At 41.7% G+C, this 16,924-nt stretch carries 14 protein-coding genes; 8 read left to right on the top strand and 6 right to left on the bottom strand.

Features of this window, described 5'->3' with window-relative positions:
* Positions 1-2,328 carry an aerobic respiration two-component sensor histidine kinase ArcB gene (gene arcB, locus L1077_RS11420; protein ID WP_237136967.1) on the bottom strand — a complete coding sequence of 776 codons (2,328 nt, stop codon included), beginning with the start codon at positions 2,326-2,328 and terminating at the stop codon, positions 1-3.
* Positions 2,329-2,590: 262 nt separating this feature from the next.
* On the opposite strand from arcB, the gene folE2 reads away from it, so the two are divergent.
* The 4 genes from folE2 (at position 2,591) to L1077_RS11400 (ending at position 5,976) form a co-directional block, all read left to right on the top strand.
* Positions 2,591-3,511, top strand: a complete 921-nt coding sequence (folE2, locus tag L1077_RS11415) for a GTP cyclohydrolase FolE2 (RefSeq protein WP_237136966.1) — start codon at positions 2,591-2,593, stop codon at positions 3,509-3,511.
* 104 nt (positions 3,512-3,615) lie between these two features.
* A complete protein-coding gene (locus L1077_RS11410) occupies positions 3,616-4,206 on the top strand; it encodes a DUF2726 domain-containing protein (RefSeq protein WP_063361072.1) in 591 nt (196 codons plus the stop codon).
* A gap of 117 nt (positions 4,207-4,323) precedes the next feature.
* A complete protein-coding gene (gene mtnN / locus L1077_RS11405) occupies positions 4,324-5,031 on the top strand; it encodes a 5'-methylthioadenosine/S-adenosylhomocysteine nucleosidase (RefSeq protein WP_237136965.1) in 708 nt (235 codons plus the stop codon).
* Complete coding sequence (locus tag L1077_RS11400) at positions 5,032-5,976, top strand: cobalamin biosynthesis protein CobD/CbiB (protein WP_237136964.1); 945 nt, start codon at positions 5,032-5,034, stop codon at positions 5,974-5,976. It abuts the gene before it with no gap.
* A gap of 37 nt (positions 5,977-6,013) precedes the next feature.
* Here the strand turns inward: L1077_RS11400 and tyrS are convergent, their stop codons facing one another.
* Positions 6,014-7,213: a tyrosine--tRNA ligase gene (tyrS, locus tag L1077_RS11395; RefSeq protein WP_237137055.1), complete on the bottom strand. Its 1,200-nt coding sequence runs from the start codon at positions 7,211-7,213 to the stop codon at positions 6,014-6,016.
* 151 nt (positions 7,214-7,364) lie between these two features.
* Here tyrS and L1077_RS11390 point away from each other — a divergent pair, with 151 nt between their 5' ends.
* A complete protein-coding gene (locus tag L1077_RS11390) occupies positions 7,365-8,702 on the top strand; it encodes a peptidoglycan DD-metalloendopeptidase family protein (RefSeq protein WP_237136963.1) in 1,338 nt (445 codons plus the stop codon).
* A gap of 51 nt (positions 8,703-8,753) precedes the next feature.
* Here L1077_RS11390 and L1077_RS11385 read toward each other — a convergent pair whose 3' ends face one another.
* Together L1077_RS11385 and radA are read right to left on the bottom strand one after the other, a co-directional pair.
* On the bottom strand, positions 8,754-9,677 hold the full coding sequence (locus L1077_RS11385; RefSeq protein ID WP_237136962.1) for a hypothetical protein: 924 nt from the start codon (positions 9,675-9,677) through the stop codon (positions 8,754-8,756).
* 9 nt (positions 9,678-9,686) lie between these two features.
* Positions 9,687-11,057 (bottom strand): DNA repair protein RadA, encoded by a 1,371-nt coding sequence (radA, locus tag L1077_RS11380; RefSeq protein ID WP_039611945.1) that lies wholly within the window; start codon positions 11,055-11,057, stop codon positions 9,687-9,689.
* 140 nt (positions 11,058-11,197) lie between these two features.
* Between radA and L1077_RS11375 the strand changes: the two genes are divergently transcribed.
* A complete protein-coding gene (locus L1077_RS11375) occupies positions 11,198-13,696 on the top strand; it encodes a PilZ domain-containing protein (protein ID WP_237136961.1) in 2,499 nt (832 codons plus the stop codon).
* Positions 13,697-13,712: 16 nt separating this feature from the next.
* Here L1077_RS11375 and ampE read toward each other — a convergent pair whose 3' ends face one another.
* Together ampE and ampD are read right to left on the bottom strand one after the other, a co-directional pair.
* Positions 13,713-14,597, bottom strand: coding sequence for a beta-lactamase regulator AmpE (ampE, locus tag L1077_RS11370; RefSeq protein WP_237136960.1), 885 nt, complete (start codon positions 14,595-14,597; stop codon positions 13,713-13,715).
* A 5-nt stretch (positions 14,598-14,602) separates the two neighbouring features.
* The gene (gene ampD, locus L1077_RS11365; RefSeq protein ID WP_237136959.1) at positions 14,603-15,166 is read right to left on the bottom strand and encodes a 1,6-anhydro-N-acetylmuramyl-L-alanine amidase AmpD; all 564 of its coding nucleotides are present in this window, start codon (positions 15,164-15,166) and stop codon (positions 14,603-14,605) included.
* 167 nt (positions 15,167-15,333) lie between these two features.
* Here ampD and nadC point away from each other — a divergent pair, with 167 nt between their 5' ends.
* Positions 15,334-16,173 carry a carboxylating nicotinate-nucleotide diphosphorylase gene (gene nadC / locus L1077_RS11360; protein ID WP_237136958.1) on the top strand — a complete coding sequence of 280 codons (840 nt, stop codon included), beginning with the start codon at positions 15,334-15,336 and terminating at the stop codon, positions 16,171-16,173.
* 248 nt (positions 16,174-16,421) lie between these two features.
* Entirely contained in the window at positions 16,422-16,898 is a 477-nt protein-coding gene (locus L1077_RS11350; RefSeq protein WP_275424217.1) for a pilin, read from the top strand.
* The last annotated feature ends 26 nt before the right edge of the window (positions 16,899-16,924 follow it).

The following is a 16,924-nucleotide window of genomic DNA, read 5'->3' as shown; positions in this document are numbered from 1 at the left end:
CTAAGAGTTTTCAGCGAGTTTTGCAATTAATGAGTGAAGGGCACCCTGCCCTTCTCTTATTAATTCTTCCAATTCTTCCACCCACTGTTCACGTACTTCACCAACCACAGCTTCACATTCATTTTCCATTACCTTGGCATGTTGCTGAACAGACTTGAGGCCAACAGACCCCGCAGCGCCCTTTAATTTATGCGCGACCGAACCGTACTCAGCCACATCACCCTCTTTATTTGCTTCTTTCAACTCGTTGCAATAAGTAGGGTTAAGCTTAGCAAAAAGCTCACAGCTACGTTTGAAAGTATCGACTCCCATCGAGGCAACAAAATCGGTGATCGTTTCTATATCCAGCAAGGTTCGCTCTATTTCTAATACTTCAATCGTATTTTGTTGAGGTGCATTGACATCGTCTTTGACACTATCTATGCCAAATAACTCAGCCAACATTTTATCAAGCTTAGTGGTGTTGATTGGCTTTGCTAGGGCTCCCTGTATACTGATCCCTTGTAGCTCTTGCTCAGCACTACGCACATTGGCTGTTAAGGCCACGATAGGAAGTGCATCAAAATGGCTGTCCGATCGGATCTGTCTTGCAACTTCATCACCGTTCAGATCAGGTAACTGCATATCTAATAAAATAAGGTCCAAATCATCTTCTGTCTGTACCAATGATAAGGCATCTTCACCCGTCTCAGCCCATATTACCTCATGCCCTCGTTGCTCTAATAGATTGGTGGCAATTTCAGCGTTAAGAGGAACATCTTCAACTAATAATATATACAACTCTCTTCCGGCATAACTTTGCTGACTTGGCGCAGTACATAGCTCCAATGGTATTTCAACATCAAAACGGCTGCCTTGACCCGGTAGACTACTCACAGCGATTGTTCCTTTCATTGCCAACACCAAAGCCTTAGTCACGGCTAAACCAATTCCAGAACCAATCGCATTATTACCTTCTGCATCTGGTGCCTTGTAATACATATCAAAGATCTTATCTTGTTGCTCAGCAGAGATCCCAACCCCAGTATCAATAATACTCATCGATAGCCAAGGACCACTTTCGCGATTTTCTCTACGACACTCTAATGTCACATTACCACGATGCGTAAACTTCACTGCGTTATTGATAAGGTTCCATAAGACTTGACGTAATCGAGTTGGATCTAAAAGCGCATAGACATCCAAAACACCTGAGCGTTGGATCTTAAATTCCAACCCTTTTTGACCAGCTATCAGATCCGAAAAATTGACTACATCATTTATAAAATCAGAGACATTAATACTGTCAGTCGCAATATCTAATTGCTCTCTATCAATCTTATCTAAATCTATGATGTCATTGAAAATATTCCCAAGCGTTTCAGCACTCGAAAATACCGTATTACACCAACTTTTTTGCTGTTGCGTCAGCTCAGTATCTAGCAACATTCTAGTCAAACCAACAATACCATTAAGTGGTGTTCTAAGTTCATGACTCAAAGTAGCAATAAACTTACCTTTATCCTTATAAGCTGTTTCTAAAGCTTGTTCAGCTTCTTTACGGCTAGTTATATCACGCCCAAATGCAAGCAAACCAATATACTCCCCTTCGTTATTAATGAAGGGGAGTTTACGCATTTCAAACCAGCGATTTTCGTCCTTGACAGGGTACTCAACGTCCAACGATAGCGTTTGTTGAGTTGCGCTCACTTGTGCATCAGTTTCCAGCACTTTCGGAATAACTTGATCTGCGAATATTTCATCTGCTGTTTTACCTATTAGCCCCTCACTGTCTATTCCGATCACTTGTTCAAACTTTTTATTACACCCAGCGAACACACCATGCTCATCTCGGTAATAAAATAAATCAGGGGAGGAGTCTACAATCGAGCGCAGTAACATACTTTGCTGTGCAAGCTCTTGCTCAGCTTTTCGACGTTCTGTTATTTCATTTCTCAGTTCTGCGATTGCACGATGCTTAGCATGCAACGCCATTTTCCGTTCATCAATTTCATTGTTAAGGCGATTAATATTATCTTTTAAAGTCTGATTTAAGAGCTTTTCTTGCTGTGTTGCAGACTCCAGATATTCTTTTGAACTTTCCAATTGACGAATGGCAAATACAGCAACAGATATCAGTAGTGGCGAAGTGAGCGCAGCAAACACAACGACAGATAGTACATTCACGAGTGTGACCGAACCTAATGCCACATAAAAGAACATACAGGATAAAACCAATGACGCGACCAAAACGAGCACATAAGCAATGGCGCCAGCTTTTCGCTCACCGTATTTTCGAACCAAATTAGAAAGAATTCGAGCCCAAGACCCGAATGAAGAATCAAGCATAATAATAGTCACCTTGTTAACGCTGCTATTATACCTCAGCTGAGCACATATGCGAGCAACCTAGGAGAGTAACTTTGTTTAAAAGTCTCAGATGCTTAGCCAAATGTCGACCACAATTAACCTTACAAAAAATGTGATAATGTATCAAATATTGCACAGTATATGACATTTTCTTTATTCAAAATGAGAATATCCACGGAAAAAAAACTCGTTTTAGTGTAATATGAAAGCATTTTTGATGTCGTGATTAAAGAGAGTTTAAATGCCAACTTCAATGCCGGACATTGCGCACAGTGCAGATGCGCTGCAAACGGGAACTTTAGAATGGGTAGGAATGGGGGATATCGAGCTACCACTGCAGTTAGCAAGTAAAGACCTCAATGAGATCCCAGTTAATGCTAAGGCCGATGCCTTTGTCAGTTTAGACAAGCCTGATGCAAAGGGCATTCATATGTCTCGGTTGTTTTTAGCTTTAGATACACTTTCTTGTGAACAGACATTAACACCAACTACATTAGCGGCTGTACTTGACCAGTTTGTGACAACGCATAAAGATCTCAGTAATGCGGCAAAAGTTGTCCTTAATTTCGAACTACCTTTGCGCAGAGCTTCATTATTAAGCGGAAAACAAGGCTGGAAAAGCTACCCTGTAACTATTACTGCTACTATGAAAGAACAAGCACTTAGCATTGAACTGGCTGTTGATGTCACCTATTCATCAACCTGCCCTTGCTCTGCAGCACTTGCAAGGCAGCTTATCCAAAATGCATTTGAGGAAAAGTTTGCAGGTCAACCATTAGACCACGAAAGTGTGCATGCTTGGCTTGGTACAACTGAAGGGATCCTTGCCACACCACACTCACAACGCTCTATTGCCAATATCAAGGTACAACTACCAACTGATGTAAAAGAGTTTGATATTAAGGGCTTAATTGATATTGCAGAGCAAGAACTTAAAACCCCTGTTCAAGCGGCAGTTAAAAGAGAAGACGAACAAGAGTTTGCAAGATTAAATGGTCAAAATTTAATGTTCTGTGAGGACGCGGCAAGAAAGCTCAAAGCACTCCTTGATAAGCAGGACTACAGAGATTTTTACGTCAAAATTAATCATTACGAATCACTGCATGCACACGATGCAGTTGCCTACGCAGTCAAGGGCGTAGAACAAGGTTACACAGCTTAACCATTTGACTGGCGTTAAATATCGTTTTTAACGCCATTAAATCACTTTCGGCACGCTCTTTGCTTATAAATTATCAAAGTCAAATTGTTGTCGTGGAGTGATTTATGGAATTAACACTTTTAGCTATTTTAGCGCTCGTAGTTATTGCCTCTATCGTAATTTCTAAATATACCGACGTGGGTGGCAATCCTTATCCGTTTAATCGAAAAGAGTCGGTTTTTACCACTGTCGAAGCATCTTTTTTACAACTTCTCGAACGCGCAGTCGGTGATAGGTACAAAATTGTTAGCCGAGTAAAACTGGTTGATGTTATTGAATGCAAGCCTGGTCTATCAAAAAAAGCACGCCGTTCTGCGATTACAAAAGCACAGAATAAGCAACTGGACTACGTCCTAGTCGACAAAAGCACTTTAAATATCGTTGCAGCAGTAGATCTGGTAAACAATTCAAATAAAAATGGCCACAAGGCACAAAAAGACTGGTTTGTCAGTGGTGCATTAGAGTCTGCGGGCATCCCGCACATTAGGATGAAAATAAAGTCTGGTTATAAAAGCCCTGAAGTACGTGCAGCTATTTTGTTTAAGCTAGGTCAAAAACCTGACAAGACCAAACCAGTCCGCAATCGTAACAACAAACCTGCTGTTCTATCTCCATCTCAAGCAAAAGCAGCGAGTACACAGCTTGCTGAAATCTAACCCTCTAGTCGCTGCTGATCATCTCAGCAGTGACTTTCACAGTTTTACTACCAAAATAATGCTTTCAAAATAAGAATGTATATAATGAGCAGTAACTAAAATACAAAGAGATTAATTATGAAGATTGGCATTATCGGTGCGATGGAGCAAGAAGTTACAATTTTACGTAACACTATGCAATCTCCTAAAACACTTACAAAAGGCGGGTTCACATTTTATACCGGTGAGCTTGGTGGCCATGAAGTAACACTTGTGCAATCAGGCATTGGTAAAGTAGCTGCGACAGTGGCAACAACATTACTTATCGACAACTTTGAGCCTGATTGTGTCATTAATACTGGTTCTGCCGGTGGTTTTGAACCCTCTTTGAATGTGGGTGATGTGGTGATCTCAAGCGAAGTTCGTCACCATGATGTTGACGTCACTGCATTTGGTTATGAAATAGGTCAAGTGCCACAAATGCCAGCAGGCTTTGCAGCTCACCCAACTCTTATCAAAGCATCTGAAGCAAGCATTCATGCTGTGGGTGATATTCAAACCATGGTTGGTCAAATTTGTACAGGGGATTCATTTATGTGTGACCCAGTGCGCATTGAAAAAACCCGTCAAGACTTCCCAAATATGCTTGCCGTGGAAATGGAAGGCGCAGCAATTGCACAAGCATGTCACGTACTAAATACACCATTTGTCGTGATCCGCTCACTGTCTGATATTGCAGGCAAAGAGTCTCCGCAGTCTTTTGATGAATACTTGGAAGTTGCTTCTGTGAACTCTTCAAAATTAGTAGTTGCTTTACTTGAAGAGCTACAACAGGTAACTCTGTAAGTGACACTCGCTTTATTGCAAGCCCAAGAGGGCTTGCTTATCTTTTGCATAGCAGCCTTGTGTGCATTTGGCTTAAAACTATCTAAACTCTATCACCCTAATACGGTGTTTTGTCTGCTTGCAAGTAATTTAGCGAAACGTGTAGTACGGCAAAAGAACTCTGACGCTCATCACACTCTCAGTGGCACACTGGCCTGTTTTTTACCAATTTTCACTATTGTCGTTTTACTTTATACATTGTCATATATTTCTTTCTACCCCCAATGGTTTGGCGGTCTAATCTTATTTTTATGCCTAGATACCCACTTTGAAGGACGCGCCAAACGCATAGCAAAGCTTTTATCTCAGGGCCAAAAGGGATCCGCAAAACAACTCTTATCCAGCATAGTCAATAGAGATACAGACAAACTCTCCGAGGTCGGGATAATCAAAGCCAGCCTAGACTCACTGGCATTGAATACCGTACGTCACTTTTATCTTATCCTAATTTTTTACATCGTTGCGGGACCCTACCTTTCTTTAGTTTATAAGCTTTTATTGTTATCCGACCATAGTTGGCGTCAACAACTCAGCATACAGCATCCTTTTATGCGACCAGTACAACGCACTATCTATATCTTAGAGTGGCTGCCACTTCGTAGCTTTACCCTTATCATGGCACTCACACAAAACCTCTCTAAGACAAATCACTATCTAAAGCACTATGCACAGCATTATGCGAATAAGAACTCAGGGTGGGTACTCGCATTATTCTCGGCCAACTTAAATGTGCAGCTTGCGGGACCAAGGTTCTACAACAACGAGCGTTTTGACAACATCCGGATTGGTAGTGATAGGCAGCCTGAGATAAATGATATACAGCAAATGCTTAAACTGCTCGGTAGTATGCGATTGTTTTGGTTGGGATTGACCGTTTTAATTTGGTTTGCAATTAATTTGATATAACCAAGTAGCGCCGCTACTTGGTTATCTAGTCTGACAGCTAGTTTACAGTTACTTTAGCAAATTTACGTTTACCAACTTGGTAAATCTCACTGCTGCCTTTAGCCACTTCTAACTTAGTATCAGTGATTTTCTCTTCGCCGTTGAGTTTCACTGCACCTTGTTTGATCATACGCATGGCTTCTGACGTACTCGCCACGAGCCCAGCTTCTTTTAATAAATTAGCGATAAACGTGGTGTCGCCTTCAATGCTAATTGATACTTCAGGGATATCGTCTGGCAATGCATTCTTCTGGAAGCGCTTAATGAAGTCCTGATGAGCAGCTTGTGCGTCTTCTTCACTATGGAAACGAGCGATCATTTCTTTTGCGAAATCAATTTTGATATCACGTGGATTACGACCAGCAGTCACTTCTTCTTTTAATGCTTCAATGTCTGATAGCGACTTAGCACTTAGTAGCTCATAATAACGCCACATTAGATCATCAGAAATCGACATGACTTTACCAAACATTTCCGTTGATGCATCTGTGATACCAATGTAGTTGCCTAACGATTTTGACATCTTTTGCACACCATCAGTACCTTCAAGCAGAGGCATCATTAGAACTGTTTGCGGCTTTTGGCCTTCTTCTTTTTGTAACTCTCTGCCCATCAATAGGTTAAAGCGTTGATCCGTACCACCAAGCTCAACATCCGCTTCCAATGCAACAGAATCCCACCCCTGTACAAGAGGATATAAGAATTCATGGATAGCAATTGCCTGACCGCCAGCGTAACGCTTTTTAAAATCATCACGCTCTAGCATACGAGCCACAGTTTGACGTGATGCAAGCTTAATCATGTCCGCACTGCTTAATTTCTCCATCCACTGAGAATTGAACGCAACCGTCGTTTTTTCAGGGTCTAGAATTTTAAATACCTGCTCTTTATACGTTTCTGCATTTGCAAGTACGTCTTCACGAGTAAGTGGCTTACGAGTGACATTTTTACCAGTTGGGTCACCAATCATGCCGGTAAAATCACCAATTAAGAAAATGACCTCGTGACCTAAATCTTGGAAAGTTTTTAATTTATTAATTAGTACTGTGTGGCCTAAATGCAAATCAGGCGCTGTTGGATCAAATCCAGCCTTAATACGCAGCTTTTTCCCTGACTTTAATTTCTCTTTCAGTTCGTCTTCAATCAATATGTCTTCTGCACCGCGCTTTATTTCAGCAAATGCAGTTTCAATGTCCACCATTATCACTCCAACACAATATTCAGTTTATCGCTCGATTCTAGCCTATATTGCACGGAGTTTAAATGCACAAAATACTGGTATTAACGCTTTATTACGTATATGCTGCACTATTATTCATAAAATTTCTTGACAGCGAAAAAGGCACGTTATGGTACCTGCAGTAAATAAGCTTCCCAAAAAACACAAAATGCTTATTGTCGGCTTGCTAGCTGCGATGGCTGGGATAGCCTTGCTGCCCTCTGAAAAAGCCACTGCATCTAAAGATCATAAAGATGATGCATTAGAAGTTGGCAAACGTTATGAGCTTCCAATCAAAGTTGAAGAGCAACAGCCAGAGCAATTAACGACGCTAAGTGCTGAAGTTGAAAAACATGAAAAGCAAGAAAATACAATTAGTTATGACTATGTAGATCATAAAGTACGCTCGGGTGATAGCCTTGCTGTTTTATTTAAACGCGCAGGATACTCAGCACAAACGCTACATAATTTAGTCAATACTAATGAAGAAACCCGCAAACTGACAAAAATCCACCCCGGTGAAACACTCAGCTTTGCAAGTGATGCACAGGGCAACCTTGCTCAACTCAAATACGTGTTATCAAAAACGGATACGCTTTACGTCACACGTAACGAAAGCGGCCAGTACGCGACACAAATTACCAGTAAAGAAATTGAAACTCGTGAAAAAACAGCTGGCGGAAAGATCCGCTCAAGCTTTTGGACTGCGGGCATTTCGGCAGGTTTAACGCAAAGACAGATCATGAATTTTGCCAATATCTTTGGGTGGGATGTTGACTTTGCCAACGATATTCGTGAAGGCGACTCGTTTACATTAGTTTATGAGTCTCATTATGTGGATGGTGAAGAAATTGGTAATGGTAAAATCATTGCCGCAGAATTTATGAACCAAGGCGACCGCTACACGGCTATTAGACACACCAATGGTGAGTTTTATACACCAGAAGGCCGCAGTATGAAAAAAGCCTTCTTACGTGCACCAGTAAACTTTAAATATATTAGCTCTAACTTTAACCCTCGCAGATTACACCCTGTTACTAAGCAAGTACGTCCACACAGAGGTATTGACTACGCAGCCAAAGTAGGTACTCCTGTCGTCGCAGCGGGTAATGGTCGCGTAACCAAAGCTGGCTTTAATCGCCTCAATGGTAACTATGTGTTTATTGAACATGGCAGCCAATACACAACTAAGTATCTTCACTTGCATAAGCTACATGTAAAGTCTGGACAAAAGGTTAAACAGGGACAAAAAATTGGTACTGTAGGCGCGACAGGCCGTGTAACAGGCCCTCATTTACACTATGAATTTTTGGTTGACGGTACACACCGCAACCCAAGAACAGTTAAGTTACCGAAGTCGTTACCACTGCCTAAACAAGAGCTTGCTAAGTTTAAACCACTGGCTGAGCAGATGTTAGTAAGACTTGAGCGCAAACGAGAGTTAATGCTTGCTCTAAACGACAAGTAATCAAAGTTAAAACACAAAAAGGCGAGGTATTCCTCGCCTTTTCGCTATTTGTTATCTGCCCACAATTTTCAGTTTAAGAAACTCTTCTAGCGCCTGTGGGTTGCCAGCAAGTGGTTGCAGCTGCATGCCCAACTGCATAAAGCTAGTATTCTCTGGAAACTGCATGCTGATCTCTAATAACGAAAGCCCAGCAACAAATGCCTGTATCGCCTGTTTTGCATTTTCACTTGCAGGCACATGTGCCATTTGCATCGCAAGCGTTGCTTTGAGCTGCTCATGATCTAAACCATTTTTCATTAATAGCTCATCAACTAACGCTTTGAGTTCGCCTTCATTTTTTAATGAAAAAGACATATCTACTGGTTGCAAGGACTGTAATGCACTGAGCATCTTACTCTGCATTTGCAATTCGGCTTCTAATGACATCTCACCTTGGCTATGCATCTGCTGAATTTCAGTTTGTAAATCCATTAAGTCTTTACTATTGGACAAAGCAATATCCATCGCAAAGTTAACAACTTGCTCAGCTGATACAGCAAAGTCAAATTGACTATTGCCCGTGCTCTCTTCATAGCGCATGGTCGAATTCAAATTGTATTTCGCATTGAGCAATGTACTGGGCATTACGGGAGCGGAAACCGATTTTAATTCGCTAGCCATAGACAAGCCAGAGATTTGTAACTCAGTTAATGGGCTCACTTTTCCTTCTTCATAGCCCTTAAGAGAAAAGCGCTCAATATCAAGTAATACATGCTCACCGTCTTGCTCTTTAAACGAGATGTTTTCCAATACAACAGTATTGCTAAGCAGACTGTAATCAACATTTTGATAGTTTACTTCAAAACCTGTTTGCTCTGAGAACTGCTTTACTTGCTGTGCTACAACATCGCTGGCAGTTTTGTTTGCATACCAGTTAACACCAATCACACCACCTGCAACTGCAAGTGCTACGCCTGTGAAAGCCGCTTTATTCATAGTAATTCCTTAAAATAGCGCTTGTAATGCATCGTTTAAGCTGGAAACACCAATCACTTCCATGCCTTCGATATCTTCTTTCGGTTTATTAGCGACTGGTACAATAGCACGTTTAAAGCCATGTTTCGCAGCTTCTCGTAACCTTTCTTGACCACTAGGCACAGGGCGGATCTCTCCACCTAAGCCAACTTCTCCAAAGACGACTAGCTGCTTATCCAATGCATAATTTTTAAAACTCGAAACCAATGCCGTGATCAAGGCTAAATCTGCGCTTGTTTCATTTACTTTTACACCGCCCACAACATTGACGAATACATCTTGGTCTGCGACCTGCAAGCCGCCATGACGATGCAAAACAGCCAACAGCATTGCAAGACGGTTTTGTTCTAGACCAACGGTGACACGCCTTGGGTTGGCCAGCTGAGAATAGTCAACCAACGCTTGCACCTCAACCAACAACGGCCGAGTACCTTCCCAAATCACCATCACTAATGAACCAGGTGTTTGCTCCTCACCTCGATTCAAAAAAATAGCCGAAGGGTTATTTACTTCTTTGAGGCCCTGCCCCGTCATTGCAAAAACCCCAAGTTCATTCACTGCACCAAAGCGATTTTTATTTCCGCGCAGTGTCCGAAAACGGCTATCGCTGCTGCCTTCAAGTAATATTGAACAGTCAATACAATGCTCTAATACTTTAGGGCCAGCCAGTGTGCCATCTTTAGTTACATGGCCAACCATAATGATTGCCACTTGGTTTTGCTTCGCAAAGCGCGTTAGATAAGCTGCACTTTCTCGTACTTGAGACACACTACCCGGCGCTGATTGTACATCAGTCATATGCATAACCTGGATAGAGTCAATAACCATGATGGCTGGCTTCTCTCTCAATGCTAGCTGGCAAATCGTTTCAACATTGGTTTCTGCCAGTGTTTTCAATTTATCTGTCGGCAGCCCTAAACGCTTTGCACGCATCGCAACTTGCTGTAATGATTCTTCACCAGTGACATATAACGTTGGCATCGATTGCGCCAACAAACACATAGTCTGTAATAACAGTGTACTTTTGCCGGCCCCAGGCTCACCACCAATTAAGATGGCACTGCCAGGCACAACCCCACCACCTAAAACGCGATCAAACTCTTTAAAACCCGTTGAAAATCTTGGTAAAGATTCTAAATTTACTTCATCTAATGTCTGTATTTTTGCTTCTACAACACCTGCATAGCCTGTGGTGCCAGCACTGCGTGGCGCAGCTTTCACAGACGGGACACGAAACTCTGTTACTGTGTTCCAAGCTTTACATTCAGAACATTGTCCTTGCCAACGAGCAAATTCCGCTCCACAATCACTACATACAAATGCGGTTTTCTTTTTTCCCATATAAATCAAGGCATAGTTATTGCTTAAATGGAAAACCCAGTTAAGCTTATAAGTTAAGAATGTAGCTATACTGACATAAAATTGGCGAAGGCTGAAATAATAACAAAGAGATATTGTCTACGGACAAACTGCGAACGGCTATGAGTGAAGATAAACTAGAACTACATCAAGACCTTATTAATGACCTAAAAGGAGATTTAGGCGATCCAAATTTTGATTTTATCTTCAAACAAAAAACATCCCATCTGAGCAAACCCGATCAGTTTTTACTTAAAATGGAAATGACGCGTCTTTCACAACCCGTTGCACGCTTCATTGATTTACGAGGGCAAGTATCAGGAGATGTTAAACCCTACGAACATGACGGCAAACAACACTTCATGGACGACCTGGCGATCAGCGTATTTGAACGTGAAGTGGCCCAGCATGGAGGTTATACGATGGCGGTTTATGAAGCCGTCATGCATACTGACAACAATTACAAAGTCATGCAAAAGAATGCGCAGGATAAAGAGGATGTAAAGCCTGAAGTTGTTTATGAGCATGAAGCACAGTTGATCCGCTTCGCGTCTTATGAAAGTCGCATAGAAGAGCGCATGAACTATTCAATCAAAATCACGGTTGAATTGAAAAGCGGCACCACGATTCCCGCAAGTACTTCAGATATCTCGTTAAGTGGTGCCAAAATAAAGCTGGGGAAAAATTATCATGTGCAAGCTAAGAATGTAATCACGCTTCGTTTAGTTGGGTTGGAGCAAGATTTCGAATTAGGCTTGAAAGAAGGTATTCAATATGAGGTCGTTGCAGTAGAAGAGTCTAGTGCGGATTACAATTACGTTCGCTTAAAGCGAACGTTCGTTGAGAATAACTCTGGGTTCGATGAGTTTTTAGAAAGCTTTATTCACGGTAACAAACGACGCTATAAAATTAATTTAGACAACACCATGGACGCGGTGGTATGCAAAGGTTATGAGCAGTATTACTTACCCAGAGTAAGCTCGCTGTTTGTCTTTTTTAGCCGAATCAATAACATGCTATTACCCAGCATGACGCTCACCAACGAAAACAATGCGTTTATTAACTATTACTTTGAGGACGAGCGTAAAACTTCTTGCTTGTATAGCATATTTCATAATAAACGCCTACAAAAGATGCTACTGCAATCGGCACCAGTGAAAGAAGCTTACTGTTATACATTCACCCATTCAAATAACGGTAAAATATACTTTTATTCGGCATTTGACTGGGAGTTAGATCAACGACCAGAACTGAAAAACTTATTTTTGGGGTTTGGCAGCGAAAAAGAAAGTTGGCGTGTTTTTAAAGTGCAGCTCATGCCCAGCCACCATGAAGATGCATTTATTCCACTATCTCTGCCAAAAAGCGCAGGGAAAAACGTAGAGAAGCTCAACAAGCGTCCTCCTCCTCGCGCTCAAGGTATGATTCAGCCTGTGCACCATTTGATGCTACTCACAGAAATTACCACCGCTGAACACAAATCACATTGTAATAAATTATCCTATCCTCAGGAGAGCATTAATCGCTTAAAAGAATTCGGTCATGGCAAATCAAAAAACCCTCCTCATCTAGAAAAAGTCGCTTTAGAATATGTCAACCTGAGATCACACAAACGGTTTTTATACCGCACTGGTACCACCTTACACATCTCAGACACTCTCTCCGTGAGCGGAAATACCAGAGATTTTTCCGTCATGGGGCTGCAAATTGAAGTAGAGCAAGCTGTTGATGTGACAAAAGGCGATCTTGTTACGCTAGACTTACCTGATCTGCAAAAAATCACCAAGCAACATGTCTTGTCTGGTTTGAGGTATGAAATTATGGCTGTCAGTAAATCCAAGACCATTATTAACCTCAAAGTAAAGCAGGTCGCCGGGGGCACACACACCGCAATGGAGTTTTTCACTGCATTAATTGAAAACAACAAAGATAAACTGCAGCCAAGCGAAGAAGCCCCTAAAATACCCGGACTCTCGACGGCTTTGAGGAATATGGTTACAAAAAGCATTTGTCAGCTTCCTTTGTATTTGCACAAAAAATCATCTCACATGGAAATTGGCGCTGTGGGCCACGGCTTATACCCGTCACCGCTGCACAATATTTTGCTTCCTCACTTGGTACACCACAACGGCCAAGAACTTCTCTTCCCAGGGAAACTGTTCCCAAGTAACTATATTGCAGATCCTCTCAGTGAGCTTTTAAGAGAAAAATCACGCCAAGATAAACCGCTCAGGTTTACCCTTTTCATTCATTTTGATGAAAAACAAATCAATGAGCCAAATCACGGTGTTAAATCTCAATGTATTCCCTTTGGAGAACCGATTGAGCAACTGTTTTTATTTGCTAAAAAGGCACTTAAAAATGGCATGTTGTTTATTTGCCACCTGTATGTCTCCAAGACAGGTAGGCCCGATATGGATCATTTGGCCAATGAATTACGCTATGTAAGCCACTATGCTCTGCATAAAGCTAAAGGGTTGGAAGAAGCACTATGGTCAGTAAATGGTGTGTGTGATGTGGTGGATGTGACGGATGTAATGATGCCAGTCTTAGACTTGGAACCACACATGATTGAAAGAATGCAGCAGCGCAAAAAAGAGTGGCTGACTAAACACTTTTAGTCAGCCATATCTCAAATTAGTTCAGTCCAGCGAATAAAGTCAATGCAGCGACTAAGAACAAGTAAAACAGTACATTGCGTTTGACGAGGCGCATCATACAAGCAGCCTCATAGGTGCAGCCAAAGTATTGCTGTTCGATCTGCTCAGCTGCCAATGCTGTTTCGGTTACCACTTTGCGATTACACGTTTGAAAATCTAACAAGTATTTAAGCCAACTACCCGTGCCTTTGGAGAAGTTGCCAATAATCAGATAACCAAATCCAGCAAGGCGGGCTGGTAACCAATTAAAGCAGTGAAATAATAAAGAAAAGCGCTGCGAATGGGCTGACATCAGCTCAATGCACCTTTTGTCGCTGTCGGTAGGCTCACCACTCACCTCGTCTCTTAACACCTCAACTACCGCACGGGTTACTGCGTACATAATTGCGCCGGGTGCGCCAAGCAGCACAAACCAAAACATCACCGCACAATAGTGCGTAAAATTAATCCATGCCAATGTCTGACCAAATGTCTCCCCATTGGGTTCTTCCTCTGTTTTAGTCTGACCCATCTGCAAGGCATACAAGGTTGCCGCTTCATTATCATCTCGAGCAAGGGCATTAAGATACCCCTTATATGATTTACGGTATTTTGCGCAGCCAAAACACACCAATAAGACCACTACATTGAGTGCCAACTGCCATAAAACAAAGTCGGACAAGCTGTATATAAATGCCACTAACAGTGCAGGTAACATCAGCCACAGTACAGCGCCAATACTCGATTTAAATAACCAAGCACCTGCGCCTTTTTGATAACTCAGTGTTTGATACTGCGCCAAATAGTAGTCAATCTGCCAACGCGTTGACTTGGCACCCAAACGCTCAATGATCAATGCCACTAATATCGAAATTAATATCATGATTTTTACTCTATTACTCTTAATTCACGTTGTAATAAATTTAAATAATACTGCCAATCAAACGCCTCACCGGGATCAGTTTTACGTGTTGGGGCAATATCACAGTGTCCGACAATGCGCTGAGGCGTTATTTTTGGAAATTGCACCATAATAGATTGGCTCACCCTCACCAACGCATCATATTGTGCTTGGGTATACGGGGTGTTATCTGTCCCTTCTAGCTCAATTCCAATACTAAAATCATTACACCTTTGCCGCCCATCAAAACTCGACACGCCCGCATGCCATGCTCTTTTCGAAAAAGGGACATATTGATTGACCGAGCCATCTCTGCGAATAAAACAATGCGCTGAAACACGAATCCCCTTTAAAGACGTAAAGCTTTCGTGCGCGTGACAATTAATACGTCCCATAAATAAATCATCAACGAAAGTCGTTCCAAAATGACCTGCTGGTAAGGAAATATTATGAATGACTAATAAATCAACATCACAGTCAACGGGTCGCTCATCGTAATGCGGTGAAGGTCTCTGATTGGCATAATTAAGCCATTGGTGTTGATTTTCCATATAAAAAATTAACTTTAAATTGCATCACACCTACCATAACAAGAATTCCTTCCAAGCACTATGGCAAATTTATTTTGCAAAAGTATACATACTTTTGTTAAAGAAAATTGTTTCATTGCGTTAATCACAGTAGAATTTAAGGTAGTAAAAACAATGATGATCTACCTATGCAATCAGAACTTATTTCGCAACTTGTTAAAAGTGCACTCGATGAAGACCTTAACCATCAATCAGCTGCACAAGGTGATATCACCGCAGCCTTAATTCCAGAACAACAGCAAGCTAATGCTTATGTAATAACCAGAGAAGACTGTGTATTTTGTGGTAAAGATCTTATTTTAGAAGTCTTTAAACAGGTAGATCCGAGCGTTGAAGTCGCGGTTTTAGTCAACGATGGCGATATATTAAAAGCGAACTCACGTATTTTTACCGCGACGGGATCTGCTCGCGCCATTTTGACCGCAGAGCGTACTGCTTTGAACTTTGTACAAACCCTTTCTGGTACAGCAACGACCACAGCGCACTATGTCAAAGCGCTTGATGGTAGCCGTACGCAATTACTGGATACCAGAAAAACCATCCCAGGTTTAAGAGCATTACAAAAATATGCGGTTACCTGTGGTGGCGGTAAAAACCATCGTATCGGATTGTTTGACGCGTTTTTAATTAAAGAGAATCACATTGCCGCATGTGGTGGTATTGATAAAGCGGTCGCACAGGCTAAAAGCACTCACCCAGATAAGCCTGTAGAAGTGGAAGTGGAAAACCTAGATGAGCTTGAACAAGCCTTAAATGCAGGTAGTGACATCATTATGCTGGACAATTTTACCGTTGAGGACATTCAAAACGCCGTTAGACTAACCTCAGGTAGAGCAAAGCTAGAAGTGTCGGGTAATATGACATTAGATATTTTGGCGCAGTATGCACAAGCAGGCGTCGATTATATTTCAAGCGGCGCGCTTACAAAGCACGTGCAAAGCATCGATTTATCAATGCGCTTTGAATAATATAATCGTGTATGTAATGTAAATGTAACTAAATGTGTCATTTTAATATTGACATTTATTTACAAAACTTTTTTAATAAAAAAGAATTAAATTAGTGATATAGATTAATTCTTTACAATTAAAAAAGGTACATACTGTATTTGGCCTTTAACTTTAATCACAGTGGGCCAATGCCATTGAACTAATTTAAAAAATCCTGGTGTAAGTAAACACGGCCACCGGGTCTAACATCCCTTAGGAGACACATCATGACGCAACAACGACAGGGTGGTTTTACCCTTATAGAACTAATGATTGTAATCGCAATCATCGGTATTTTAGCAGCAGTAGCCCTGCCAGCTTACACAGATTATGTTAACCGTGCAAAAGTCACTGAAATGCTGGCGGCTTCTACCATGCCAAAAGCGTGTGTGGAAGAAAGAGCACAACTTTCAGCAAGTCCTGCTACCTGCGCGGCAGGTGATTCAACAAGCCAATATGTATCAGCGGTAGCTGTTGATGGTACTGGTGAAATCACAATTACGGGTACTAGTGACTTAAGTGGATTATCACTCACCCTTACCCCATATACTAGCGGCACTGCTAAAGCGACCAGCGATAGCTTCAATTCAGCATTTTCGGTTCATAAATGGGAGTGTCAAGCCACAATCGGTTCGAGCTCAACAGCCAATGCAAACTGGCTTCCTGCAACATGTACAGTAGCAGCATCAACTGGCGGCGGCTAAACTTAATAAGCATCATTACTTTGCGG

The sequence above is a fragment of the Pseudoalteromonas luteoviolacea genome (genome assembly GCF_021654285.1).
Classification (GTDB): Bacteria; Pseudomonadota; Gammaproteobacteria; order Enterobacterales; family Alteromonadaceae; genus Pseudoalteromonas; species Pseudoalteromonas luteoviolacea_J.
The sequence above is the reverse complement of the archived record's forward strand: the minus strand, read 5'-3'. Positions and strand labels throughout refer to the sequence as shown.

Coding starts and splice junctions, on each gene's coding strand:
- arcB (WP_237136967.1), bottom strand. CDS start 2,328: ATGCTTGATTCTTCATTCGGGTCTTGGGCTCGAATTCTTTCTAATTTG.
- folE2 (WP_237136966.1), top strand. CDS start 2,591: ATGCCAACTTCAATGCCGGACATTGCGCACAGTGCAGATGCGCTGCAA.
- L1077_RS11410 (WP_063361072.1), top strand. CDS start 3,616: ATGGAATTAACACTTTTAGCTATTTTAGCGCTCGTAGTTATTGCCTCT.
- mtnN (WP_237136965.1), top strand. CDS start 4,324: ATGAAGATTGGCATTATCGGTGCGATGGAGCAAGAAGTTACAATTTTA.
- L1077_RS11390 (WP_237136963.1), top strand. CDS start 7,365: ATGGTACCTGCAGTAAATAAGCTTCCCAAAAAACACAAAATGCTTATT.
- L1077_RS11385 (WP_237136962.1), bottom strand. CDS start 9,677: ATGAATAAAGCGGCTTTCACAGGCGTAGCACTTGCAGTTGCAGGTGGT.
- radA (WP_039611945.1), bottom strand. CDS start 11,057: ATGGGAAAAAAGAAAACCGCATTTGTATGTAGTGATTGTGGAGCGGAA.
- L1077_RS11375 (WP_237136961.1), top strand. CDS start 11,198: ATGAGTGAAGATAAACTAGAACTACATCAAGACCTTATTAATGACCTA.
- ampE (WP_237136960.1), bottom strand. CDS start 14,597: ATGATATTAATTTCGATATTAGTGGCATTGATCATTGAGCGTTTGGGT.
- ampD (WP_237136959.1), bottom strand. CDS start 15,166: ATGGAAAATCAACACCAATGGCTTAATTATGCCAATCAGAGACCTTCA.
- nadC (WP_237136958.1), top strand. CDS start 15,334: ATGCAATCAGAACTTATTTCGCAACTTGTTAAAAGTGCACTCGATGAA.
- L1077_RS11350 (WP_275424217.1), top strand. CDS start 16,422: ATGACGCAACAACGACAGGGTGGTTTTACCCTTATAGAACTAATGATT.